The organism is Micromonospora sp. WMMD735, assembly GCF_049178995.1.
Lineage (GTDB): Bacteria > Actinomycetota > Actinomycetes > Mycobacteriales > Micromonosporaceae > Micromonospora > Micromonospora wenchangensis.
On record NZ_JBMHMJ010000002.1, the window covers coordinates 4,877,871 to 4,901,047 of the forward strand.

Consider the following 23,177-nt stretch of genomic DNA (forward strand, 5'->3'; position numbering starts at 1 on the left):
CAGGGGGTCACGACGTCGCCGGGTGCGGCAGGGCGCGCCGCCCCCACCAGCCGGTGGCGCAGGCCTGACGGTACAGCCAGCGCTACCTCGATCGGCCCGCCACCTGGATTGCTGCCGGCGACCGGCAAAAATATGGTTTCTTGGCGCGGAAGAAATCAACGAAAAATGGGAGTCCGGCGATGGCGGTCAATAATGCACGACTCGATTTCGTGCCGACGGTGGACAGGGCGACGCCAGTGGCGGCGGTGCGGGTCCAGCAATTGCGCAAGGTCTATGGCGGGGATCGGCACGCGGTAACCGCGCTCGCCGGTGTCGACGCGACCTTCCAGCGGGGGACGTTCACCGCGGTGATGGGCCCGTCCGGCTCGGGCAAGAGCACGTTGTTGCAGACCGCGGCGGGGCTGGACCGTCCGACCAGCGGCCTGGTGTGGGTCGGCGACACGGAACTGTCGAAGCTGTCGGAGACGAAGCTGACCAAGCTGCGGCGGTCGGAGATCGGGTTCGTATTTCAGGCGTTCAACCTCGTCGGGGCATTGACGGTGCAGGAGAACATCACGCTGCCGATGCGGTTGTCCGGAAAGCGGGCGGACCCCCTCTGGATTCAGCAGATCGTCGAGCGGGTCGGGCTCACCGAGCGGTTGTCCCACCGCCCTTCGGAACTGTCCGGCGGGCAGCAGCAACGCGTCGCGATCGCCCGGGCACTGGCCACCCGACCGGAGGTCATCTTCTGTGACGAGCCGACCGGCGCGCTGGACACCCAGACCGCCGGCGAGGTGCTGGCCCTGCTGCGCTCGGTGGTGGACGAGGCGGGACAGACGGTCATCATGGTGACGCACGACCCGGTGGCGGCGTCCTACGCCGACCGGGTGATGGTGCTGGCCGACGGGCGCATCGTGCAGGACATGCCGCAGCCGGGCGCGGCGCGGATCGCCGAGCACCTCGCGACGCTCGGTCGTCGCCCGCAGCTGACGCGGGAGGGCTGACCCGTGCTGAAACTGGCCGGACAGATGCTGCGTCACCGCAAGGGCAGCGCGGTCGCCACCTTCGTGGCGATGACCGCCGGAGTGCTGATTCTGATGTCGCTGGGCGTCCTCGTGGAGTCCGGCCTGCGCTTCACCGCCGCCCCCCAGCGTTACGCGGCCGCCGACGTCGTCGTCGCCAACCGCGACATCACCCTCACCTCCACCATGCTGGGCGAGAAGGAAACGAACACCGTCGTGCTGCCCGAGGGCGGAACCGTCCCGGCCTCGATGGTCGACCGGATCCGGCAACTGCCGGGGGTGGCCACCGTCGTCGCCGACCGGACGGTGCCGGCGATCCTGCCGAACGGCGCCGCCACCGGCCACGGCTGGAGCAGCACCGCCATCACCCCGTACCAGTTGACCAAGGGAGCCCGACCCACCCGCGACACCGAGGTCGCGCTGGACGAACGGCTGGCCGCCTCGGTCGCTCCCGGCGACGAGGTGCCGGTCCTGGTGAACGGCAGCGCACGGACGTACCGGGTCAGCGGTTTCGTCCGCCACGCGGGTCCCCGGCCCGACCCGCACGCACCACCCGCGGTGTTCTTCACCGACGCGCACGCGGCGGTCATCCACCCCCGGCTGGGACAGGTCGACGCGGTGGCCGTCCTGGCCGAACCCGGTGCCGCCCCGGCCGTGGTGGCCGACGTGCGCCGGCTGGCCGCCGAGGCCGGCGTCAAGGCCTATGCCGGCGACGAGCGGGGCCTGCTGGAACAGTCCGCGGACCAGGCGGCCTCCCTCATGCTGGTCCAGCTGGGCAGCGTGTTCGGCGGCTACGTGGCGCTGCTGGTCATGTTCGTGGTGGCGGGCACCATCGGTCTCGCGGTCCGGCACCGCCGCCGTGACCTCGCCCTGCTGCGCGCCGTCGCCGCCACCCCCGGCCAGGTCGCCCGCCTGGTCCTCGCCGAGGTGGGACTGCTCAGCCTGTTGTCGGTCGTCATCGGTGTGCCAGTTGGTTGGCTCGCCAGCCGCTGGCTGCACCAGGAGCTGGTGGACCGGGCGTTCATCCCGGACACCTTCCCGGTTCGCGGCGGCGGCTGGGCGGCGATCGCCGTGGCGGTGGCGACGGTCACGGTGGCGACCGGTGCCGCGTTGCTCGCGGCGCGTCGGACGGTGCGGATCCGCCCGACGGAGGCGCTCGGTGAGATCGCCGTGGAATCCGGCCGTAACGGTGTCCTTCGCCTGATCTTCGGCTTCGCCGCCCTGGCCGGCGGCTTCATCCTGATCGCCCTCACCGGCGCGGCGAAGGGGACCGCCGCCCTCGGGCCCGCGATGGGCCTGCTGTGCCTGCTCGTCCTCGCGGTCGCTCTGCTCGGGCCGTGGGTCAACCGGGCGGCGGCCCGTCTGCTCGCCCCGGTGCTGCGGCGGGTGTGGGGCGACAGCGGCTACCTCGCCGCGGCGAATCTGCGGGCCAACGCCCAGGGCATGGTCACGGTGCTGACCGCACTGGTGCTGTCCGTCGGCTTCGGTGGCTCGATCTGGTTCCTCCAGGACAACCTGGACAAGCAGATCGTCGCCGAGAACCGTGGTGGGATGCTGGCCCAGCAGACCGTGGTTTCCGCCACCGGGCTGCCCGACACCATGCTGGCGCAGATCCGCGACATCCCCGGCGTGCTCGCGGCCACCGGCGTACGGAACACCTCGATCATCCCGGACGGAGCCGCCGAGGGCGCGGACGCGCAGGCGATCGACCCGGAGGGCGTCGACCTCACCATGGACCTCAAGGTCCGCAGCGGGAGCCTGACGGACCTGCACGGGTCGGCCATGGCAGCGTCGACCCTGCAGGCCGGGTCGCGGGGCTGGCGGGTGGGCGACCAGGTCACGGTGCGGCTCGGCGACGGCACACCCGCCGACCTGCGCGTCGTGGCGATCTACGACCGGGGCTTCGCGTTCGGCGACGTCACCGTCGTCAAGGACGTCGTCGCCGGGCACACCGCCGTCGCCGGCTACGAGCGGATCCTGGTACGCACCGAGCCCGGCAGGGATGTCTCCGCCGCGCTGGGCGAGGTCATCGACCAGTACCCCGGCAGCTCGGTGACGACCACAGCCGACGTCAGCGGTCAGCTCGCCGACGACCTCGCGCTGAGCGCATGGCTCAACAAGCTCCTGATCGGCATCATGGTCGGCTACGCCGCTCTCGCCGCGGCGAACACCATGGTCATGGCCGCCCTCGCCCGGGGCCGTGAACTGGCCCTGCTGCGGCTGGTCGGGGTCACCGGCAAGCAGGTCAAGCGGATGGTCCACGCGGAACAGACCGGCCTACTCGGCGTCTCGCTGCTCATCGGCGGAGCCATCGCCGCCGTCACCCTGGTGTCGATCGTGCACACGCTCACCGGCCAGCTGGTGCCCTACGTACCACCGCTGGGATGGGTGTCCATCATCGGCGGCACGACGCTGCTGGCGCTGTTCACCACGATCCTGCCGGTTGCCCGGCTGCTCCGCGTCCCGCCGGTCGCCGGCATCGGCATCAAGGAGTAACCAGCCACGGATCGGCCGCACACGCTCGACGGGCGGGCCCGCATCGCGGGCCCGCCCGTCGACGTCCGTGTGACGGCACAGCCTGCTGAGTCCCGGCCGCACCGCCGGACGGCGGCGCACGCCGTGGACGCTCACGACTGGCGCTGGGTGTCCTCGAGGTAGCGCAGCACCGCACTGACCCGCCGGTCCACCCGGTCGGTCGGGGTGAGGTCCAGCTTGGCGAAGATGCTGCGGATGTTCTTGTGCACCGCGCCCTCGGTGACGTACAACCGCTCCGAGATGGCCGTGTTGCCGAGCCCTTCGGCCATCAGTGACAGCACCTCACGCTCACGCGGGGTGAGCCGATCCAGGGCGGTGTCCGGCCGGCTGCGGGCGAGCAGTTGCCCCACCACCTCCGGGTCGACCGCGGTGCCGCCCCCGGCGACCCGGTGCAGGGCGGTGAGGAACTCCTCCACCCGACCGACCCGCTCCTTGAGCAGGTAACCGAGCCGTTCGCTGCCGCCGGCGAGCAACTCGGTGGCGAAGGCCTGTTCGACATAGGCCGACAGCACCAGGACCGCCAACCCGGGCTGTCTGCGGCGGGCCTCACCGGCGGCGACGACGCCCTCATCGGTATGGGTGGGCGGCATCCGCACATCGACGATGGCGACGTCCGGTCGGTGCTCGTCGACGGCGGCGAGGAAACCGGACGGATTGTCGGCGGTCGCCACCACGTCGAGCCCTTCCGCGCGCAGCAGCAGGACCAGGCCCTCGCGTAGCAGGGCGTCGTCCTCGGCGATCACGATTCGCACGGCAACTCCACGTCCATCGTCGTCGGCCCACCGGGTGGGCTGATCAGCAGGAACTTTCCGTCGTGGGCCTCGACCCGGCGACGGATGCCGGCCAGGCCGGTTCCGTCGTGCTCGGCGGCGCCGCCGCAGCCGTCGTCGCTGACCGTGAGCCGGAGCCGGCGGTTCACCACGTCCATGGTGACGCTGACGGCGACGCCGGTGGCCCCACTGTGCTTGACCGCGTTCGTCAGCGCCTCGGCGACCACGAAATAAGCGGTCGCCTCCACCGACACGGCGCAGCGGCCGGGCAGGTGGACGTCCAGACGGCAGGGCAGGGCACACCCGGCGACCAGACCGTCGAGGGCACCGGCCAGTCCCCGGTCGTCGAGCACCGGCGGCAGGATGCTGCGCACCACGGTACGCAGTTCGCCGAGCGCCTGTTCGGCCGCCAGTTGCGCACGCTCGACCAGTTCCCGGCCGGCCGCCGGGTCACGCGCCAGGGCCCGGCCGGCAGCACCGAGCAGCACGGTGACCGCAACCAGGCGGTTCTGGGTACCGTCGTGCAGCGAACGCTCGATCCGGCGCAGCTCGGCGGCGTGTGCGTCCAGGGCGGCGGCCCGGGTGGCCGTCAACTGGGCCACCCGGAGGCCGAGGTCCGTGCCGGCAGGCGGCGACAGCAGCAGCAGGCCCGGCCACGCCTGGAGACGGGCCAGCCACCGGCCCGCGCCGAAGAGCACCGCCATCAGGGCCGCGCCGAGCAGTGACACGCCGATCGCGTCCGCCAGGCCGTCGATCCGCCACGACACCAGGCCGGGCCCGCCGTCCTCGGGGGCTACCAGGCGGTGCCAGAACGGGAAGGTCAGGCTCTGCAGGGCGGTCAACGGCAGGGTCAGCCCGAGCAGGCCCATCGTCAGGCCGAGGGAGGAGTGCACCGGCAACCAGACGAGTTCACGACGTACGGCCGGGTCACGCAGCCCGGCCAGGGCACGGTCGGATGCCGGGGGCGGGCTGAGGATCTCCGGGCCCCAGCGGGACAGCCGCAGCCGTTCGCGGTCGGCGACCGATCGCACGACCCGCAGCGCGCCGGGGATCAGCAGGATGCCGACGCCGACGATGCTCGACACCAGCACGATGAGCAGCCACAGCAGCGCCCCGATCGCCAGTACGGCAGTGGTGAGGCCACCGACCAGGTCTTCCAGGGCGTCGACGGCGGCGCGTATCCGCTCCCCCGCGTACCGCCGCATGCCCACCTCCCGCGAGCCCCCGTCGCCCGTGACCTTAGGGCACCGGCCACCGGCCTGGCAGTACAGCAGGCTGTACTGCCTGTCGTCGCGCTGGCGGGATCGTCTCCGACCGGCGATCCTCCTAGCGTGTGACGATGGCTGAACACATCTCGTCGAGCGACGGTCGCCACCTGCGGCCGGTCCTGTGGCTGCTGCTCTTCGTGAGCATCACCGCCAACGCGATCGCATCGTCCGTCGACACCACCACCGCCGGCACCGTCGTCGGCGTCCTCTTCGGCGTCGTCGCCCTCGTCTGCGCCGGCTCCCTGGTGGCCGGCCACTACCGCCACCGCGAGCAGTGAACCCGTCCGCCCAGGCCGGCGCACCGGTCGCCGCAACGCGGTCAGCGGACAATGCCGTACGGCACAGGTGCCGGAGTGTCCCCCGGGCCGATGCGGCGGGCGGATCACTGCGGCACGATACCGCCGAGGCGGAAGACAGGGAGGCGATTCCAGCTATGACGAGCGACAGGAACACGGGCCGCCGGGGGTGGATCGCCGCTGCGACAGCCGTCCTCGCGGTGGCCGTCGTGATGGAGGAACTGCTGCGCTCCGGCACGCTGGCCGAGGGTCTGCTGGACCACTGGTGGGGTCACGTCGGCAGCACCGTACTGCTGCTCGGCGGTGTGGGTGCCGGGCTGTACTTCCTGCATCGCGCGTACCGCAGCTGATCCACCCTCGAAACAGGTATGCCCTGACCGGGCCTTCAGACCCGGGTCGTCCCGCGCGGCTACGGCGAGATCCTCGTCCGTAGCCGCGCCGTTCTGCGTTCCACCGCCCTGCCCGGGAGGCCGATGGCCGCACCAGCCAGGGCAGCCGATCGCGCTCGGCCCGCTCACCGACGCGTGGGGCCGTACCGGCACAGGGAAACGGGCCGGTGCGGTGGATTCCACCGCACCGGCCCGGGATGGGCAGGTCGATCTCACCTGCCGGCGCACAGCGCCTTGTCGAACAGGGCCAGCAACTCATCCACCTTGGCGTCCTCGTTCGTTCCGACGAGGGTGACCGCCCGGCCGTCGGTCGTGATCCCCACGCGGCTCTGGAAACCGTCGGCGTCGCCGCCGTGGCCGTACGCGGTCACCCCGCAGCTCAGCTCGAACTTGATCGTGCCCAGCCCGTAGCTCCACCCCTCGGGAAGGCCGGGGGCCGACACCGTCCGGCGCATGTTCGCCAGCTCGCGCGGCTTGAGCAACCGGCCCTCCTGCAAGGCGACCAGGAACTTGTTCATGTCGGTCGAGGTCGCGATCATCTGCCCCGCGGCACCGGCGATCGACGGGTCGAAGCGGGTGATATCCAGCAGCTTGCCGTCCTGGGCGAAAAGGTAGCCCTGCAGGTGGGGTGAACGGATGCCCCGCTGCCCCGGGCCGGGGTAGTAGGTTTCCCGCAGTCCGGCCGGCTTCAGGATGCGGTCCGTGATCACCTCGGCGAGCGGCCGGCCGGTCACCTGCTGCGCCACGAGACCCAGCGCCACGTATCCGGCGTTGCTGTACTCCCACACCGGGTCCTCACCCGGGGTGTACGTCGGAGGCTGGGTCAGGGCCGAGTCGAGCAACTCCCGGGGTTCGAAGAACCGGTTCCGGATCGGCAGGATCCCCTTGTCGAGGAAGGTGTAGGTGCCCAGCCCGCTGGTGTGCTGCAGCAGCTGCCCGATCGTGATCCGGCGGCCGTCGATCGCCGCGCCGTCACCGGTCCCCCGCAGCACACCCGGCAGGAACTTCTCCACCGGATCGGTCAACGCGATGGCGCCCTCCCCCACCAACTGGAGGATGACCACAGCGGTGAACATCTTCGTGTTGCTGGCGATCCGCACGTATCCGTCGGTCGGAACCTTCGCCCTGGTCCGGATGTCACCCACCCCGGCGGTGTAGTTGGTGACCCGTCCGTGCCGGTCCCGGACCGACATCAGGGCACCGGGAAGCGTTCCGTCCTCGACCGCGGCGTCCAGGGCCGCCTGCAGCGTCCTGTCCCGGCCGTTGCCGGTGCCTGCCTTCGACACGTCCGCCGACGCCACGCCCGCGACCGCAACGCCGGCCGCTGCCACCGAGACCATCGCTGCGGCGATCACACCCCGGCGCCAGGCGCCGGTGGAACGCGGCTCACGCGTCGGACGATTCAGCATTCTGAACACGGGAACTCCCCATTTATTTGACTCGCGCTGACTCACTCAGTGTTGTTTGCCTATCCACGTCGCACGATCCCCCGCACTACCCGACGCTGGTACAGCCAGCACTACTCGTTTTGATCGGGGGCATGCCGGCGGCCAGGCCGATGGCCGGGTCGTGCGTCGGAATGTGCGCCGAATCGCCTTCGGACGCGGGCAGGTCGGGGCCCACCACCGGCATTGCCTGCCCATCGGGGCAGGCCCTTACCCGCCGACGCAACCTGGGTACGGTGTGGACACACCGTACCCAGGCGCTGTGCGGGTGAACTGCTCTCGCGGCTGCCGTCACCTCCCGCACAGTGCGGCGTCGACGAGCGCGTCCCGGTCCGCGCCGACGGACCCGTCCTTCACCGACCCGTTGAGGGAGGTGACCACGACGGTCACGGCGCGGCCGTCGTCGGTGGCCGCGTTGGCGGTCGAGTAGCCCGGAATGTCACCACCGTGGCCCCACGCCACCGCACCGCAACTGAGCGGGATGCGGAACAGGCCGAGTCCGTAGCTCCGGCCCGCCGGGTACGCCGGGATGGTCGTACGCATCTCGGCCAACTGGGCCGGCCGCAGCAGCTTGCCGTTCAGCAGGGCCCGCACGAACGTGTTGAGGTCATCCGGTGTGGAGATCAACTGACCGGCGGCCCAACCCCAACTCGGGTCCATCGTCGTGAAGTCGACCAGCTTGTCGGTCGCCGGGTCACGCTGGTAGCCGTGCGGGTGCCGGCCGTGGATCTGCTTGTCGCCGACCCCGGGCGCGTAGGTGTCGCGCAGGCCGATCCGCTCGATCACGCGGGAGGTGACCAGTTCGTTGAACGGGCGGCCGGTGACCCGCTGGGCGATCAGGCCGGCCAGGAGGTAGTTCGTGTTGCTGTAGGACCAGCCGCCGCCGGCGGGCCTGCCATCCGTCCGCGCGTTGGCCAGGTCGAGCAGTTCGCGGGGCTCAAGGTAGATGTGCTGGTAGGTGAGCAGGTCGCCCATGGTCGAGAACATGGTATCGGTGTAGTCGGGCAGGCCGCTGTCGTGCCGGAGCAGCTGACGTACCGTGATCTTGGTGGCGTCCACGCCCTCGGCCCGCACCAGGCCGGGCAGGTAGGTCTCGACCGGCTCGTCGAGCTTCACCCTGCCCTCGCCCACCAGTTGCAGGATCACGACGGAGGCGAACATCTTGCTGGCGCTGCCGATGCGGACCCTGCCGTTCACCGGCACTCTCTCGCCGGTCCGCAGGTCACCGGTGCCGGCCGTGTAGTGCCGGGTCCGGCCCTGCCGGTCGCGGACCGCGGCCAGCGCGCCCGGGTGCCGGTCGGTGCCGACGAGCGTGTCCAGACCTTGCTGGATGCTGTCGCGGCGGGTGTCGGGCGGACCGGCCGAGGCGGAGCCGGTGAACGCGAGACCGCCGACCGTGGTCACGGCGACCGCTGTGATGGCGAGTGCACGGAGACGCCGCCGGGTGGGTCGATCCTTCGGGAAGAGGACGGTAGGCACGTTGAACAGCTCCTCGTGGGTCCTACGACATCGAACTCCCTGAGTCTGCGGAACCCGACGAAAGCCCTCAATCCAGCCTGCTGGACAGCCTCGGTAGCGGTGGCACCCCAACCCGGCACCGGGGGTCGGCGCGTGACCCGAACGGACGGCCGGGAGCCACCCGTCCTCCCGGACGCTGCGGTTGACGGCGAAGAACCTCACGGGACCCGCGCCGGCGTCCTGAACGCTCCGACCACAGCGGTCGACAGCGCAACGTCGTGGTCAGCTCCGTTCCGTCGGGGTGGCAGCGACGAGGGTGAGGACGCCGGGAACCGCCGCGAACGCGGCGCGGGTGTCGGCGGCCAGGTGGTCGGCGGTGGCCGCGTGGGGCCGGGTGGTCCAGGTTTCGAGTCCGCGGTGGAAGGCGGCGACGAGGACGTCCAGCGCCAGCCGGGGGCGGAGGTCGTCAGGCGCGAGACCGAACCTGCGGTGCAGGATGTCGAGCGCGGCGCGGACGGTGACGTCGCAGAAGTACAGGCAGTGGGCTTCGATGGCGGGGGTCCTGCCGGCCAGTCGCGTGCAGAGCAGGAGCCGGCGGGTCCAGTCACCCGAGTCCATGATCTGGATGGCGGCCAACACGCTGTCCTGCAGCACCGGCAGGACCGGCCGGCCGGGAGGGGCCGGCCGCAGCGCCAGGTCATCGAGGAACGTTCTCCAGAGGTCCTCGTAGGGCGCCATCGCCACCTCCTCCTTGCTGGCGAAGGTGCGGAAGAAGGTGCGCTTGGAGACCTCGACGCGGTCGCACAGCTCGTCGAGCGTCACCCCGTCGAAGCCGCGCCGGGTGAACAGCTCCAGGGCGGTGTCCGTCAGCGCCTCACGGGTGCGCTGCTTCTTGCGTTCCCGCAGCGAGGGCCGCAGCGGGTGAGGATGCGACGACGCGGTGGCCATGCGGTGATACTACCGAGCGGCGTACGCCACTTGCAGGCTAATGCCACTCAGTGGCATTCTGCTTCGGGAGCAAGTCCAACCTGGGAGGCGACGCCATGCAAGCTCTGCTCGTTGACCACACCGTGCCCGGCAGTCTCCGGCTCGGCCCGGCACCCGACCCGCAGCCCGCCGCCAACGAATCCCTGATCCGCGTCGTCGCCAGCTCCATCAATCCGGGCGACCTGTACCTGGACGACGCCCCGGACGGAGCCGTGCCGGGCTACGACGCCGCCGGAGTGGTGGTGCAGGCCGCCGCGGACGGTTCCGGTCCGGCCGTCGGCACGCCGGTGGTGACGCTGGGCTTCGCCGGCGGCTGGGCGGAGCTACGCGCAGTGCGCACCGACTGGATCGGCGTGGCACCGGCGAACGCCGACCTGGGGGCCCTCAGCACGGTGCCGGTCGCCGGCACGACCGCACTGCGCGCCCTGCACCGACTCGGCCCGATCATCGGACGCCGGGTGCTCGTGACGGGTGCCACCGGGGCGGTGGGCCGGTACGCCGTGCAACTGGCCCGGCTCGGCGGTGCGCACGTCACGGCGTCGACCAGCGACCCCGACGCCCACGGCGGCGAACTACGGGAACTGGGTGCCCACGAGGTGATCCGGTCCCCCGGGCAGCTCGACCGGGCCGTCACCGGCGTCATCGACGTGGTGGGTGGCGAGACCCTGGTGCAGGCGTACGACAAGCTCGCCGAACACGGCACCCTGGTGTCGGTCGGCACCGTCGGCGGTACGGGCGAGTGTTTCCCCGCCCTCGCCTTCTCCGGCCACGACGGGCGCAACGACCGCTCCATCACCTCCTTCTTCCTGGGCGCCCACGCCGGGCTGTCCGAGGACCTGGCGTGGTTGGCCGCGCGGGTCACGGACAATACGCTGACACCGCACATCGCCAGGCGCGACAGTTGGCAGGACGCCGGCACCACGATCCGGGCGCTGACCGAGGGACGGGTGCGCGGCAAGGTCGTCCTCGACATCGGCCGGTAGCCACAGGGAGCAGGACGAACAATGGCACGACCACGTAGGGCCGTCCCCGACGACGCTGCTGCGCTGGTACAACTCCGCGTCACCATGCTGGAGGCGATGGGGGCACCCGTCGGCGACGCCACGGCACCGTGGCGGACCGCCGCCCTGGACTGGTTCACCAGCTCGCTGAGCGACCCGCGGACGTTCGCCGCCTTCGTGATCGAAGACCCCGAACACGGCATCGTCAGCAACGCCTCCGGCCTCTGCGACCGGCACGCGCCGGGACCCGGCAATCCGGGAGGGCTGCGCGGCCACGTCTTCAACATCAGCACCGTCCCCCACGCGCGTGGACGTGGCCACGCCCGGGAGTGCCTGAACGCGCTCCTCCGCTGGTTCGCCGACGACACCACGGTCAGCGTGGTCGACCTCAACGCCACCCCGGGCGGCGAACGCCTCTACCGAACCCTCGGATTCGCACCACCCCGCCACCCCGCGCTGCAACTGCGCCGGGACCAGATGTAGAACTGCGGGCCTCGCAGCACCTACTTCGATCACCGGTTCCTGCGACGCTCGCGATCAGCGGCACGGGCACGTGCCCGTTCCAGCAGTCGATCTACCTCGTCCGCGGTGGCCGGGCCTGGGTTGACCACGCTGACCCGGCCCTGCACGGCATAGGCGGGATGGGGCATCAGCTGGTCGGTCTGCGTGAAGTCGAGTTCGTCGCTGGGCACGGTGAACTCCTCCGGCCCGGAGTCGAACAGACTGCCGAACCCGGCACGCCCGACCTCGATGTCGAGCCGGTACCGTCCGGTCTCATATCGGGAAGACCTGGGCCACCAGGAGAAAGGCATGTCGGAACCAGATGAGCACCCCTGCAAGCATCGTCAACAGCGCCGGGACGAGGCCGCCGCGAATGGAATGAATGACCATGCCCAACATCGGCACGAGCAGAAGTACGCCGATCCGCCCGAACGCCGACACCCTCCATACGCCCGGGACGGACGGGTCGGTCACCGGGCCCCCTCCCGATCCCGGCTGCCGCGAGTTGTCGCCCACTCCCAGATGGCCTTCCTCGCCACTGAACTGAACTCACCGGTCGTGGGCTCCGAGAAGAGCAACCTCTCCAGTTCTTCCGAAGGCCCCCGCTCCGCCAGCACCCACCCACGTGCCATCCATGCGGCGTACGAGAGGAAATCAGGAGGCTCCCCCAGCAGGACGTCCCGATCGAGCGCCGGCAGCACCACCCGCAGGGTCTCGTCCAGCCGCCTCCGGATCAGAGCCGACACCTCAGCCGCGCTCGCCTCATCCGAGACCCGCCACTGATCACCACCGGAGAAACCGGAGAAACCGATCCGGCGCCGCCAAAGACCATGCATTTCCCGAGGCCTCGCCGACTCGGGGAGTCGGTAGAGCAGCCGATCCCGCTCCCACTTGGGTGCCAGCACCAACGCCACGTTGACGTAGAACACCTTCTCGGCCCTGCTCGAGTAGTCGGACGTCTGGAAGACCTGCGCCGTCGCCGACGAACTCGGCGGGATCGCCTTTCCCCCCGCCCGCATGGCCATCCGCGTGAACCGCCGACGCAAACAGTCCGGTAAGCGCGAGACCCGTGAAAGTGTCTACGCCGTCACCAGCCTCGACGCCCACCAGGCCACCCCGGCGGACCTGGCCGCCGCGATCCGCGGGCACTGGGCAGTGGAGAACTCCTCACACCACATCAGGGACGTCACGTTCGCCGAGGACGCCTGCACCGTCCACACCGGCACCGCACCCCGGGCCATGGCAACCCTGCGCAACCTCGCCATCGGCGTGCTGAAAACCCTCGGCGCCGACAACATCGCCAAGACCACCCGCGCGATCCGCGACGAACCCCAACGAGCACTGCCTTTCCTGGGCATCACCAACGATCCGGACACCTACGGAACTTGATCAGGCCCTGTTGCTATCTTGGCCGCGGATTGGCGACAATCTTCGGAACTGGATCAACTAGCTCGATCGTGACGACTTTGCTCGCCGCAGTGAGATCGAGGCTCTCCTCGATTTCACTATTTAGATCTCCGGCATGAGCCTTCACGCTAATTGGCCCCACCCCTTCCGCCCGGAGATAGGCCATGCCGTCTGCCCCGGTTCGTCCCCACACAACCATCCGTCGAGAATCGCTTAACGACACCTTAACGTCGGGCACCCCCACCGACAGGCAGGTCGATCTATCAGAATCCGGGCAAAGGCTTACTGCGACACGAACCTCAATCTCACGCGCATCGGGATTAACCCGAACAGCATCACAGGAAGGTAGCGACATGGAAGCGAGGACGGCAATCGCCGACAACCCTCTCGCCATCACAAAGGCCTCCTCACATCAGTAGCTACAAGCCATTACAGGCTACACCGAAGCCTTTACATTGTGATGTGCCTGTTCATGGGAGGTGCGCGGAGCCAGTGTCGTCATGGGACGACGCCCCGGTAAGACATCGGTCGACCAAGATCCGATGCCTCGAGCGGGAGCCTTGCTGTGCTGTTTTACCCGTCCACGACCGCGCTGTCCAGCCGCTCCCTGAACCACCTCGTCAACCTCACGCGCCACCCGCGCCCACCGCTGGAGCGGGTGGTGGCGCCTCGGCGCTGGCCTGCATGCCCTGCTCGCCCTGGCCAACCTCCCAACGGCGACACCATCACCCGCCTGGCCTGCGGATTCACGGTCAGCGTCACCACGGCGTGGCGTACGTCCGGAAAGCCGTATCAATATCGTCAAGCAACGTGAGAGTAAACACATTAAGTAGCATGTTGATAACTAAGGGTGATCGGCATGCGGGTATAAATAGGATAAATCTCGCAGAAATGCACTGAGAGCAACTGGTCACTCTCTCAGAGTCCTCCATCGACCCTATGGATCGAGCTTCCTTCCGTGTAGCTTTCCTGCACACGTTTGTGGGGAGAACTGACAACCTTCCCTCTGGCCCAACCGAGGAGAGTAAATGAGCAGTAGGCTATCGAATCGACGGCTGCGCAGGGGTGTCGGGCTAGGTTTAGCTGCGACCATTGCGCCACTTTTAGTGCTGACGCTAGGGGGAAGTGCGGTAGCGGCGGGAAAGAGGGAGTCAACAGAGGCCCAGAAGTTGCAGCTAATTTCCCGACTGCGCCTTGAGGGGGCATCCGACCAGGAAATTGCACGGAGAACTGGTTACAAGCGTGTCGGAACCGCCGGGCCAGCGCCCCTGTCAGTCAACACTGCGGTCACCATTCCCAACCCCTATCTTTACTTCGACTCGGTTAATCAAAAGTATGTCGCCTACGCCGATTTCGAATGGAACGACTACCAGACCTTGGGTGATGGGACTTGGAGTTCGGGCAACGTCGGCGGAAGGGATGTCTTGTCAATTCGATTTTCCCAAGACGTCGTGCAAACGAGCACACCTAGTGGGGCGATCTACTGGGGAGGATGGCGAGGCCTAAGTAGTTCCACCCCACTTCCGCCGAATGGGGGGTCTCCGCTATTCCCTGGCCTATGGGATAATGGGGTGGACGGCGCAGTTATTGAATGGCAAGACAAGACGCAGGCAAACTATTGCGGCGGTGCCGACTTCCCGAATTGCGCACGATACAACTCGGGCAATGGAACTTTAACGTTTGCCTTCAAAAAGCCGACTGGCTGCCTTCAAATCTTTGCTCAGTATGCTCACACTTGGAAATCAACGACTATCACCAGCGCCAGCGTGAGCAACTCGGGCTTCGAAATTGGATTTAGTTCATCCGAAAATCGATGGCAAGCTACTAGCGGAGCAACCCAAATCGGCTGCTAGTGCCTCGTCATGCGGCCTTGAATAGGTAATTCGGATGGCGTATCTTGGAGTTAGTCGCGAATCCCGACTTCGGTCGAACTCATCGGTTGCGCCGGTGTAGTCGCCGATACAGATCTTGACTGGTTAGGTTGTATCGGGTTCGAGTCAGTCCGGTGTAAGCAAGGAAGCCGTCGAGTAGGTCGGGATGCTCCTGAGGCGGTTCTTGAGAATCATCTGGAGGTGGTCGACGCCGGTGACGGCGAGGTTGCCGATGCTGCGTTCGAGGTGGCACCACGCCGCCCCGGTCGGGTTCAGGTCCGGGCGCAAGTCGGTAGTCGAGTGGCGGTCAGCCAGTCCCGGCGTCGATCATCTGCCGGATGGCGGCGCTGATGTGGTTGTTCAGGTTGTGCCACACCAGCACGGTCGGGCCGCCGAATTGCTGGTGAGCGGCGCCGAGCAGGGGTTGTAGTCACGTTCGCTGGCCCTGTTGCGTTGGCGGATGGGTGGGCACGCCGAGCCGCGTCAGCGGTGCTGGTCAGATCGCTCGGGCCAGTTCGGTGAACACAGCGGCGACCCGCAGAGCCGGCGGGACGTCCGTGGCGAGTTCGTAGTGTCCGCGTCGGAGGTTCTGCACGAAGTGGGGTTGACCCGGTTTGACGGACATGGTCTTTAGCTCGTTGTCACGCTACTTGTCGGACTGGCGGTGCGATACGCCCGGTGGCTTCGTAGGCGGCGGGGCTGAGGTATCCGAGGGTGGAGTGCCGGCGGCGGGTGTTGTACCAGCCCTCGATCCAGTCGAAGATCGCCGCGTGGGCGGCGGCGCGGGTGGGCCAGGCCCGCCGGTCGAGTAGCTCTGTTTTGATGGTGGCGAAGAACGACTCGGCGACGGCGTTGTCCCAGCACTGCCCCCGGCCGCCGACGGACAGCCGCACCCGGTGTCGGTCGGCGAGGCGGGCGTATTGGGCGCTGGTGTACTGACAGCCCCTGTCGCTGTGGAAGATCACCGGCCCGGCCGGACGCCGGCTCGCGATCGCGTGGGACAGGGCCTGCTCGGGCAGGTCGGTGCGGAGATGATCGGCGGTGGCCCAGCCGATGACTCGGCGCGAGGCCAGGTCGATGACGGTGGCCAGGTACAGCCAGCCCTCCCAGGTGCGAATGTAGGTGATGTCTCCGCACCAGCGGGTGTCTATCCCGGTCGCGGTGACGTCGAAGTCCCGGCGGATCAGATCCGCCGGCAACGCCGCTGCCGGGTCGGGCACGGTGGTGGTGCGCCACCGCTTCGGCGCCTGACCGCACAATCCGGCCGTGCGCATCAGCCGAGCGATCCGCTTGCCGGAGTGCCGCCGCCCCTGGGCGGCGAGTTCGGCGCGCACTCGAGGAGCACCGTAGGTGCCCGCTGACACGGCGTGAACATCCGCGATGTGTGCGGTCAGGTCGGCGTCGTCGCGCTCACGCCGCGACGGGCCGGTGCGGTGCTGGTAGTAGGCGGACCGGGAGACCTCCAACAGCTCACAGGAACGCTTCACGTTCCCGTCGGGCTGCGCCTTCTCCGCCTCGATGAACGGGTACACGTTCACCGGGTCTCCTTCGCGAAGAAAGCCGTCTTAGATTCAAACGATCGACGCAACGCTGCTGGTGGATGGGTGGATCGTGGCTCGGATGGGTCGGCCGGGAATGTCGGACGCGATGAAAGAAGACTTGTGGCGGCGCTGGCGCGCCGGTGAGTCCATCAGCGTGATCTCTCGAGCACTCGGGAAGCCACCAGGATCGGTCTTCACGGTTCTGAAGCACCACGGCGGCATCGCGCCGGTCGAGCGGGTGCGCCGGGCGGATGGGTTGACCCCTGGAGACCGAGAGTCGATCTCTCGGGGTCTCGAGGCTGGCGCCTCCATGCGTTCGATCGCCGTGTCCATCGGCCGTGCGCCCTCCACCGTGAGCCGTGAGGTCGCCCGCAACGGCGGCCGGCTGACGTACCGTGCGCTCGCCGCTGAGCAACGCGCTCACGAGCAGGCGCGTCGCCCAAAACCGTCCGCCTTGCAGGACAACCTGGTGCTGCGTCAGCTGGTGATCGAGCTGCTGGAGACCGAGTGGTCCCCGGAGCAGATCGTGGGACACCTGCGGCTGGTGCACCCCCACAACCCGCTCATGCGCATCAGCCACGAGAGCATCTACCGCGCGATCTACACGACACGGTGGGAAGGTGATCCCGCGTGAGCTGTGCGCGAAGCTGCGCACGGGCCGTCCCATCCGCAAGAACAAGAAGAACACGGTCAAGGGCCAGTGGCGTTCCCAGATCGTTGGTGCACGGCCGATCGAGGCCCGGCCTGCCGCGGCTGACGCACGGACCGAGCTTGGCCACCTCGAAGGAGATCTCATCGTCGGAGCCAAGAACAGCCAGGTCGCGACACTGGTCGACCGCAAGTCGCGCTACCTGACCATGGTCGCGCTACCCAGTCGCCACACCGCAACTGTCATCCCGGCCCTGCAACAGGCATTCTCGCTGATGGATCCCCGCCAGCTCAGCACTCTGACCTGGGACCGCGGCATGGAACTCGCCGGCCACCGGCTGCTCACCGAAGCCACCGGAGTCGACGTCTTCTTCGCCGCACCGCGCAGCCCATGGCAGCGGGGCACCAACGAGAACACCAACAAGCTGATCCGGCAATACCTACCGAAGGGCACCGATCTGGGCCTGCACAGCCAAGCCGATCTCGATGCCCTGGCCGCCCGGCTGAACGACCGGCCCCGCAAGTGTCTCGGCTATCGAACTCCAGCCCAGTGTGTTGCCTTGACTCCCTGAATCTAAGCCCAGAAATTTCGCCAAAGCGCGCACCGCCGCGACAAGGCGGGGGAACACCCTTTGGGTCGGTACGCCAACAGTGCTCCAGACCCTCAGTATCGCCAACGGTTCTGCTCTCGGCCTCGACAACCTGGCGTGGGCGCTAAGCGGTCGACTCGTACGATCGGCGACGTTGCCGGCTCCGGGACCCCCGGTTAGCTGCATCGATCTGACCTTCTGGGTGCCCATGTCCGTCTCCTGGATCTGGGCCATGAGCGACCAGGACGGTCAAGCGAAACTGGAGCAGGGCGTGCTGAGTGCGGCGGCCGACATGGTCTTCAACTTCCCGAGGATCCAGCGACTTCCCCTCGACCCTGCTGCCCGGCAAGACTTCGCCGCCGCCATGGTGCTGCACGCGACCGTACCGGCGGCGGCTACCCCGCCGCCGATGCTGCATGTCCACTGCTATCTGGTTGCGGTACTCGATCCCGCTGGGACGATTCGCCGGCCGACGCGCGATTGGCTCGACGTACCGGATGGGCACCGCCTGCTCGGCGCGCTAGGGCGGGCGACGCTGGCGGAGCAGGTGCGGGAGATCGGCTTCGGGGTCCGCGGCGGTACCGGGCCGGGCGGTCGGTTCTTCGAGGTCGAAGGCATCTCGCAGGCTCTGATCGACGAGTTCGATCTGCTGGATCACGCGAACTGCTGCGGCTCCGGTCTGGCCACGGACTTCGCTGCTCAGCAAGCCGTCATCCCCCCTGAGCTTTACTGGAGTAGTCGCGACGGGTAGGTCCCGATCCGGGTTGGCTGGCGACTGCGGCGGCTGCTTCGTCCGCGCCCGTGGTGTGGGAGACGGCCGTCGTGGGCCCGTCCGATGTTGTTTCCAGCCTGGTGGCGGCCGGGGTGGACCTCGGCGGGAGCGTGCAGGCCGATCCCGGAGTGCCGCAGGCAGTTGTTGTACCAGGTCACGAAGTCGGTCATGAATGCTCGTGCGGCGGCCAGGGACGCGAACCTGTCCTGGAGGACTCGCCGACCACCTGCACATCCGACCCGCTCACCGGGACCTGCACCGGGAGGGTGGTCCCACGGGAGACCAGCAGGGCCCGGCCGGCCGGCCAGCCGCCCCGGGTCGAGCGGGGCAGCTTCAGGTCGAAGACCTCCCCGTCGACGTACGACGACGGGTTGAGCAGCAGTCCATGCCGACCACGCCGCAACGCCGAGAGCCAGCCGCGGTAGCGGTGCACCGCCAGCTCCTCGGTGGTTCCGGCGGCGAGCACCAGGTTGCCATGGTCGCGGGCCGAACGGGCGAGCTGTTCGAGGACGTCGGCGGCCTGCCCCTCGCCGAGCAGCTCCGCGTCGTCGACGACCACGGCGACCGGCCCGGCCAGTTCCGCGACCGCGTCCGCCAAGTCGGTGTCGATCTCCGCGCCACGCAGCACCCGGACCACGCCCGGCAGTTCGGCGATGCCGGTCAGCAACGGTGACCGGCGGGGACAGCAGACCAACACCGGCAGGCCACCGGATCGCCGGCCACCGAGCGAGGTGACCAGCGCGAGAAGCGCCGTGCTGCGCCCGGACATCGGTGGCCCGGCGACGAGGAAGGTCGCCCCGGTCTCGGCGAGATCCAGGTCGATGGGCCGAAGATGATCCCCGCCGACACCGACGGTGCAGGTGGCGACCCCGACCGGTGCCGCACCGGCACGCAGCTCGGCCAGCTCCGCCAGGGTCACCGACGCCGGAAGCGGGTCGATCCGGCGCGGCATGGTGGCCGGGTCCAGACCCTGGCAGCGGCCCCACGCCGCTGCGGCGAGCCGCTCGACCACCGCTGCCTGGGCCGCACCATCCGGGTCGGGGGTCAGGAGCGCGATCTGCACCTCCGTCCCAGACGGTACGACCACTGCCCGGCCATCCGGCATGGTCCGTGGCATCCTGCGAGGGTCGGCGCCGAAGACGGCGACATCCTCGGGATCGGCCTGGCGCAGCACCAGCCGTGTGGCGACCGCGCTACCGAGCCGGTGCCCGAAGCCGGAGCGGTCGGTGGTCAGCACTGGTAGGACGCCGACCGCCGAGCCGCGTCGGAGCAGGCCGTCGAGGGATTCGACCAGCCGTCCGCCGTCGGTCTCGCCGTGTTGGGCCAGGAACGCCTCGTACCCGTCGACCAGGAGCACCAGGTAGGGCAGGCGTTCCGCCGCCGGTGCGGCGGCCCGCTGCTCCCGCAAGGCGGCGTACCCGCCGGCGGCGAGTAACCGGGTGCGCCGGGCGACCTCGGCGTCGAGCAGATCGAGCAGGCGACCGGTCCGCTCGTGCTCCTCACCCTCCACCCGGGCACCGCAGTGTGGCAGTGCCGCCAGCGGGGCGAGGGCCCGACCACCATGGTCGAGCACGTAGAGATGGACGTCGGCCGGTCCGCTCCGGGTGGCCAGCCCGACGGCCAGGGCGCGCAGCGCGGTCGACCGTCCGCTGCGGGCCATGCCGGCGATCACCACCGGGCCGGTCCGGTCCAGGTCGAGAAGGAAGGGGGACTGGGTCTGGGCGCTCGGGTGGTCGCCCAGGCCGAGCGGCACCGCCACCGGCGATTCGCGGGACGCCGGGTCGCCGCCCGGTGCGTGGTGGACGGCCGGGTGAGGCACGGTCGGCGCCAACTCGGCGAGGGTGATCCGGTCCGGCAGAGGTGGGAGCCACGGGCCGCTCGGTGCGGCCACCTCGATCAGTCGCGCCGCCGCCCGGATCGCCGCGACCAACACCGTCAGATCGGTCTCACCGGCATGGCCGCCGGTCTCGGCTGCCGAGTCGGGCTCGGGCCGGTCGCCCGCCTTCGGCCGGCCGAGGTCTGCCACCCGGCGTGGGGTGGCGGTGACCCGCTGGTCGGCACAGGGGTCCGACCCTCCTGCTGCCCGGGGCCAACCGATCCGGGCAGCCTGCACCATGGTCAGGTCGGCGTGGCCGGTACGCAGGTAGGCCCGACCGGGATGCAGCCGGGAGATCCGGGCGGCATCGGGTACGTCGACCACGTCCGCGCTCTCCTCCGCGCGGGTAACCCGCAGGCAGAGCCGGAGGTTGACGTTGGCCCGCATCTCCGCGTTGACCACCCCACCGGGGCGCTGGGTGGCCAGCACCACGTGCACCCCCAGGCTGCGCCCCCGCATGCCGATGCCGACCACGCCGGTGACGAACTCCGGCACCTCCTCGACCAGGGTGGCGAACTCGTCGACCACGATCACCAGCCGGGGCAGCCGGCCGCCGGTGCCGGCCCAGTAGTCCTCGATGTCCTTGGCACCGGCCTCGGCCAGGATGTTCTCTCGGCGGCGCAGCTCGGCTGTGAGCGAGGCCAGTGCCCGATCCGCCAGGTGCCCGTCCAGGTCGGTGATCAGCCCGACACAGTGCGGCAGGTCCCGACAGTCCGCGAAGGCACTGCCGCCCTTGTAGTCCACCAGCACCAGGTTGAGCGCGTCCGGGGCGTTCCCGAGGGCGAGCGAGGCGACCAGGGTCTGCAGCAGCTCCGACTTTCCGGCGCCGCTGGTGCCCGCGATCAGCGCGTGCGGTCCGTCCCGCCGCAGGTCGACGGTGACCGGTCCGGTGGCGTCCGCACCGATCAGCACCGTCGTGGTACGACCGGAGGGCTGCGCCGCCCAGCGCTCGACGACGTCCTGCACCGTCGGGTCGGAGCCGAGGCCGACCAGATCGAGAAAGCGGATCTGATCGGGGAGGTCGCCGTCGTCGCCGAACCGGGCACCGAGCACCCGGACCGGAGCGAGCGCCCGGCTGGCCCGGGCTGCCCGGCTGCGGGAGAGCCCGTCGGCAAGCACATCCGGCTGGGGTTCCAGACCTTCGTTCAGCACCCTGACCCGGGTACCGGCCGCTCCGGTCACCACCACCGTCGCGCGGCACTCGTCCGGCAGGCTCGACTCCGCAGTGTCCAGGCAGAGCGCGTACAGACCGGCGGCCGGGCCGCTGGTGAGCAGATCGGCCAGGCCGGGCAGGGTGCGCAGCCGGCGGGCCCCGTCGACGATCACCAGCAGCCGTCGCCCTGGCGGTGCCTGGTCACGGAGACCGGCCTGCCGATCGGCCAGCCGTTCGTCCATGATCCGCCGCAACTCGGCGATCCGGTGCTCGGCCTGCTGCCGGTCGGTGGCCACCATCCGCCGGCAGGCCAGGTCGGCCCGGTGCGGCACGGTGTGTGGCAGCCAGCTCAGCCACTCCCACTCGGTTGCCTCGTCGTTCCCGGTGAGCAGGACGAGGCCGAGGTCGTGCGGGGCGTGCAGGGTCGCCACCTGGGTGAGTAGGGCCCGGAGGATCGGCATGGTCGACTGACGCGGGCCGGCCAGCCCGAGGACCCCGGCCGTACCAAGCGGCACCGTCACGGGTACGTCGTGGGCGGTCGGCACGGTCTCGGCGGCGGCGCCCGGTCCGATCAGTCGTACGGCGGCCGGCCGCTCGGTCAACCCGATCCGGAGCAGACAGAAGTCGGGGTCGGCGGGACGACGTTCGAAGAGACGGCCGGTCGGGCCGGTAGCGATCCGGAGCACCGCCGCCGGGTCGGGAAAAAGCTCCCTACTCGCGTGCTCCTCGCTGACGGTCAGGGCGGCCAGCCGTTCCCGGGCCTGCGCGAGACCGGCCCGGTAGTCCCGGAGCTTCTCCCGGTATTCCCGGCGTCCGCCCCGCCGCTCGGTGACGACGTGGGCGACCGCCATGAGCGGCGCGAAGGCGAGAAATATCAGGTAGTATCCGGAGTTGGGCAGCAGCAGAAAGATCACCCCGGCCAGCAGCAACGGCAGAAGCACCGTGGCAAGCGGGAAGCGGATTCCCTTCGGTTGCTCCGGCGCGGCCGGCACGGACACCTCGACCTGCCGCTGCGGCTGCACTATCCGGGGCGGTCGGTTGAACCGCCGCACTCCCAGTGCCGGATCGGTTTCCAGCTGCGTGTCGGCCACCGGATGCCGCCGCACCACCACCAGGGACTCGCCCAACTGCGCCAGGTCGCCGTCGTCAAGCCGGGTCTCCTCGGTGATCCGCCGGCCGCGCGAGCCGGTGCCGTTTCGGGAGCCATCGTCGGCAACGGTGGCCGCACCTACCCCGTCCCATCGGATCGCGGCGTGCCGCCGGCTGACCTCCGGGTCATCCAGAACCAGATCACAGCCGACGGCCCGGCCGAGGACAAGCGTGCGGGGCGAACCATCGGCAACCACCAGGGCGCTCGCCCCGGCGGCTGGCCCACCCACCACCGCGACCTCGCGGACCGTCGACAGAGCCGGCCCGTCGCTGCCCCGCACCACCGCTGGCCGGCCGCCGGCCGGCTGATCGAGGGTCAGTCGCCCGCCGGTGACCAGCCCGGTGTCGGCCAGCCGCCGTTCGTCGGACAACCGCTCGGTGCCCAGGAACAGCGCCGCCCCGCCCGGCTCCTCGCCGAGGGCGTCACGCAGCGCGCCAACGGTGGCCGCTGGCCCGGCCTGGATGAGCATCGGGCTCAGACGACCCTGCCGGTCGACGACCGTGACCTCGTACTCCATC

19 protein-coding genes and 2 pseudogenes are annotated in these 23,177 nt (G+C 69.6%); 10 read left to right on the forward strand and 11 right to left on the reverse strand.

Annotated elements, in window-relative coordinates; all coding sequences use genetic code 11:
• The first annotated feature begins 179 nt into the window (after nucleotides 1-179).
• Together ACN268_RS20950 and ACN268_RS20955 are read left to right on the forward strand one after the other, a co-directional pair.
• On the forward strand, nucleotides 180-983 hold the full coding sequence (locus tag ACN268_RS20950) for an ABC transporter ATP-binding protein (protein ID WP_421486948.1): 804 nt from the start codon (nucleotides 180-182) through the stop codon (nucleotides 981-983).
• Between the two features lie 3 nt (nucleotides 984-986).
• Entirely contained in the window at nucleotides 987-3,497 is a 2,511-nt protein-coding gene (locus ACN268_RS20955) for an ABC transporter permease (RefSeq protein ID WP_421484661.1), read from the forward strand.
• 131 nt (nucleotides 3,498-3,628) lie between these two features.
• Here ACN268_RS20955 and ACN268_RS20960 read toward each other — a convergent pair whose 3' ends face one another.
• Both ACN268_RS20960 and ACN268_RS20965 read right to left on the reverse strand, forming a co-directional pair.
• Nucleotides 3,629-4,288 carry a response regulator gene (locus ACN268_RS20960; protein WP_421484662.1) on the reverse strand — a complete coding sequence of 220 codons (660 nt, stop codon included), beginning with the start codon at nucleotides 4,286-4,288 and terminating at the stop codon, nucleotides 3,629-3,631.
• Nucleotides 4,276-5,511, reverse strand: a complete 1,236-nt coding sequence (locus ACN268_RS20965; protein ID WP_421484663.1) for a sensor histidine kinase — start codon at nucleotides 5,509-5,511, stop codon at nucleotides 4,276-4,278. Before ACN268_RS20965 ends, ACN268_RS20960 begins: the two co-directional genes overlap by 13 nt.
• Before the next feature lie 134 nt (nucleotides 5,512-5,645).
• Between ACN268_RS20965 and ACN268_RS20970 the strand changes: the two genes are divergently transcribed.
• Nucleotides 5,646-5,852: a hypothetical protein gene (locus ACN268_RS20970; protein WP_421484664.1), complete on the forward strand. Its 207-nt coding sequence runs from the start codon at nucleotides 5,646-5,648 to the stop codon at nucleotides 5,850-5,852.
• A gap of 155 nt (nucleotides 5,853-6,007) precedes the next feature.
• Nucleotides 6,008-6,220: a hypothetical protein gene (locus tag ACN268_RS20975; RefSeq protein WP_421484665.1), complete on the forward strand. Its 213-nt coding sequence runs from the start codon at nucleotides 6,008-6,010 to the stop codon at nucleotides 6,218-6,220.
• Nucleotides 6,221-6,471: 251 nt separating this feature from the next.
• On the opposite strand, the gene ACN268_RS20980 is transcribed toward ACN268_RS20975, so the two are convergent.
• From ACN268_RS20980 to ACN268_RS20990, 3 genes are all read right to left on the reverse strand, one after another.
• Complete coding sequence (locus tag ACN268_RS20980) at nucleotides 6,472-7,713, reverse strand: serine hydrolase domain-containing protein (RefSeq protein ID WP_421484666.1); 1,242 nt, start codon at nucleotides 7,711-7,713, stop codon at nucleotides 6,472-6,474.
• A 282-nt stretch (nucleotides 7,714-7,995) separates the two neighbouring features.
• Nucleotides 7,996-9,108: a serine hydrolase domain-containing protein gene (locus tag ACN268_RS20985; protein WP_421484667.1), complete on the reverse strand. Its 1,113-nt coding sequence runs from the start codon at nucleotides 9,106-9,108 to the stop codon at nucleotides 7,996-7,998.
• A gap of 336 nt (nucleotides 9,109-9,444) precedes the next feature.
• A complete protein-coding gene (locus ACN268_RS20990) occupies nucleotides 9,445-10,110 on the reverse strand; it encodes a TetR/AcrR family transcriptional regulator (protein WP_421484668.1) in 666 nt (221 codons plus the stop codon).
• Nucleotides 10,111-10,205: 95 nt separating this feature from the next.
• Here ACN268_RS20990 and ACN268_RS20995 point away from each other — a divergent pair, with 95 nt between their 5' ends.
• The gene (locus ACN268_RS20995; protein ID WP_421484669.1) at nucleotides 10,206-11,132 is read left to right on the forward strand and encodes a zinc-binding dehydrogenase; all 927 of its coding nucleotides are present in this window, start codon (nucleotides 10,206-10,208) and stop codon (nucleotides 11,130-11,132) included.
• 21 nt (nucleotides 11,133-11,153) lie between these two features.
• On the forward strand, nucleotides 11,154-11,633 hold the full coding sequence (locus tag ACN268_RS21000; protein WP_421484670.1) for a GNAT family N-acetyltransferase: 480 nt from the start codon (nucleotides 11,154-11,156) through the stop codon (nucleotides 11,631-11,633).
• Between the two features lie 29 nt (nucleotides 11,634-11,662).
• Here ACN268_RS21000 and ACN268_RS21005 read toward each other — a convergent pair whose 3' ends face one another.
• From ACN268_RS21005 to ACN268_RS21015, 3 genes are read right to left on the reverse strand one after another with little or no spacing between them, the layout of a single operon-like run.
• Nucleotides 11,663-11,962, reverse strand: coding sequence for a DUF6194 family protein (locus tag ACN268_RS21005; protein ID WP_421484671.1), 300 nt, complete (start codon nucleotides 11,960-11,962; stop codon nucleotides 11,663-11,665).
• Nucleotides 11,925-12,125 carry a hypothetical protein gene (locus tag ACN268_RS21010; RefSeq protein ID WP_421484672.1) on the reverse strand — a complete coding sequence of 67 codons (201 nt, stop codon included), beginning with the start codon at nucleotides 12,123-12,125 and terminating at the stop codon, nucleotides 11,925-11,927. Before ACN268_RS21010 ends, ACN268_RS21005 begins: the two co-directional genes overlap by 38 nt.
• Entirely contained in the window at nucleotides 12,122-12,676 is a 555-nt protein-coding gene (locus ACN268_RS21015; protein WP_421484673.1) for a DUF4304 domain-containing protein, read from the reverse strand. The genes ACN268_RS21010 and ACN268_RS21015 overlap by 4 nt, the downstream gene beginning before the upstream one ends.
• On the opposite strand from ACN268_RS21015, the gene ACN268_RS21020 reads away from it, so the two are divergent.
• On the forward strand, nucleotides 12,669-13,040 hold the full coding sequence (locus ACN268_RS21020; RefSeq protein ID WP_421484674.1) for a transposase: 372 nt from the start codon (nucleotides 12,669-12,671) through the stop codon (nucleotides 13,038-13,040). The two genes, ACN268_RS21015 and ACN268_RS21020, sit on opposite strands and share 8 nt — an antisense overlap.
• A gap of 2,015 nt (nucleotides 13,041-15,055) precedes the next feature.
• On the opposite strand, the gene ACN268_RS21025 is transcribed toward ACN268_RS21020, so the two are convergent.
• Nucleotides 15,056-15,217 (reverse strand): hypothetical protein, encoded by a 162-nt coding sequence (locus tag ACN268_RS21025; RefSeq protein ID WP_421484675.1) that lies wholly within the window; start codon nucleotides 15,215-15,217, stop codon nucleotides 15,056-15,058.
• Between the two features lie 353 nt (nucleotides 15,218-15,570).
• Nucleotides 15,571-16,467, reverse strand: coding sequence for an IS3 family transposase (locus tag ACN268_RS21030; RefSeq protein ID WP_421484676.1), 897 nt, complete (start codon nucleotides 16,465-16,467; stop codon nucleotides 15,571-15,573).
• Nucleotides 16,468-16,576: 109 nt separating this feature from the next.
• On the opposite strand from ACN268_RS21030, the pseudogene ACN268_RS21035 reads away from it, so the two are divergent.
• From ACN268_RS21035 to ACN268_RS21045, 3 genes and pseudogenes are all read left to right on the forward strand, one after another.
• Nucleotides 16,577-16,912: pseudogene (locus tag ACN268_RS21035) on the forward strand (helix-turn-helix domain-containing protein); the annotation flags it as partial.
• Nucleotides 16,913-17,090: 178 nt separating this feature from the next.
• Nucleotides 17,091-17,690, forward strand: a complete 600-nt coding sequence (locus tag ACN268_RS21040; RefSeq protein WP_421484677.1) for an IS30 family transposase — start codon at nucleotides 17,091-17,093, stop codon at nucleotides 17,688-17,690.
• A 70-nt stretch (nucleotides 17,691-17,760) separates the two neighbouring features.
• A pseudogene (locus ACN268_RS21045) lies at nucleotides 17,761-18,459 on the forward strand (relaxase domain-containing protein); the annotation flags it as partial.
• Between the two features lie 187 nt (nucleotides 18,460-18,646).
• Here the strand turns inward: ACN268_RS21045 and ACN268_RS21050 are convergent.
• Entirely contained in the window at nucleotides 18,647-23,176 is a 4,530-nt protein-coding gene (locus ACN268_RS21050; RefSeq protein ID WP_421484678.1) for an FtsK/SpoIIIE domain-containing protein, read from the reverse strand.
• Nucleotide 23,177: the final 1 nt, after the last annotated feature.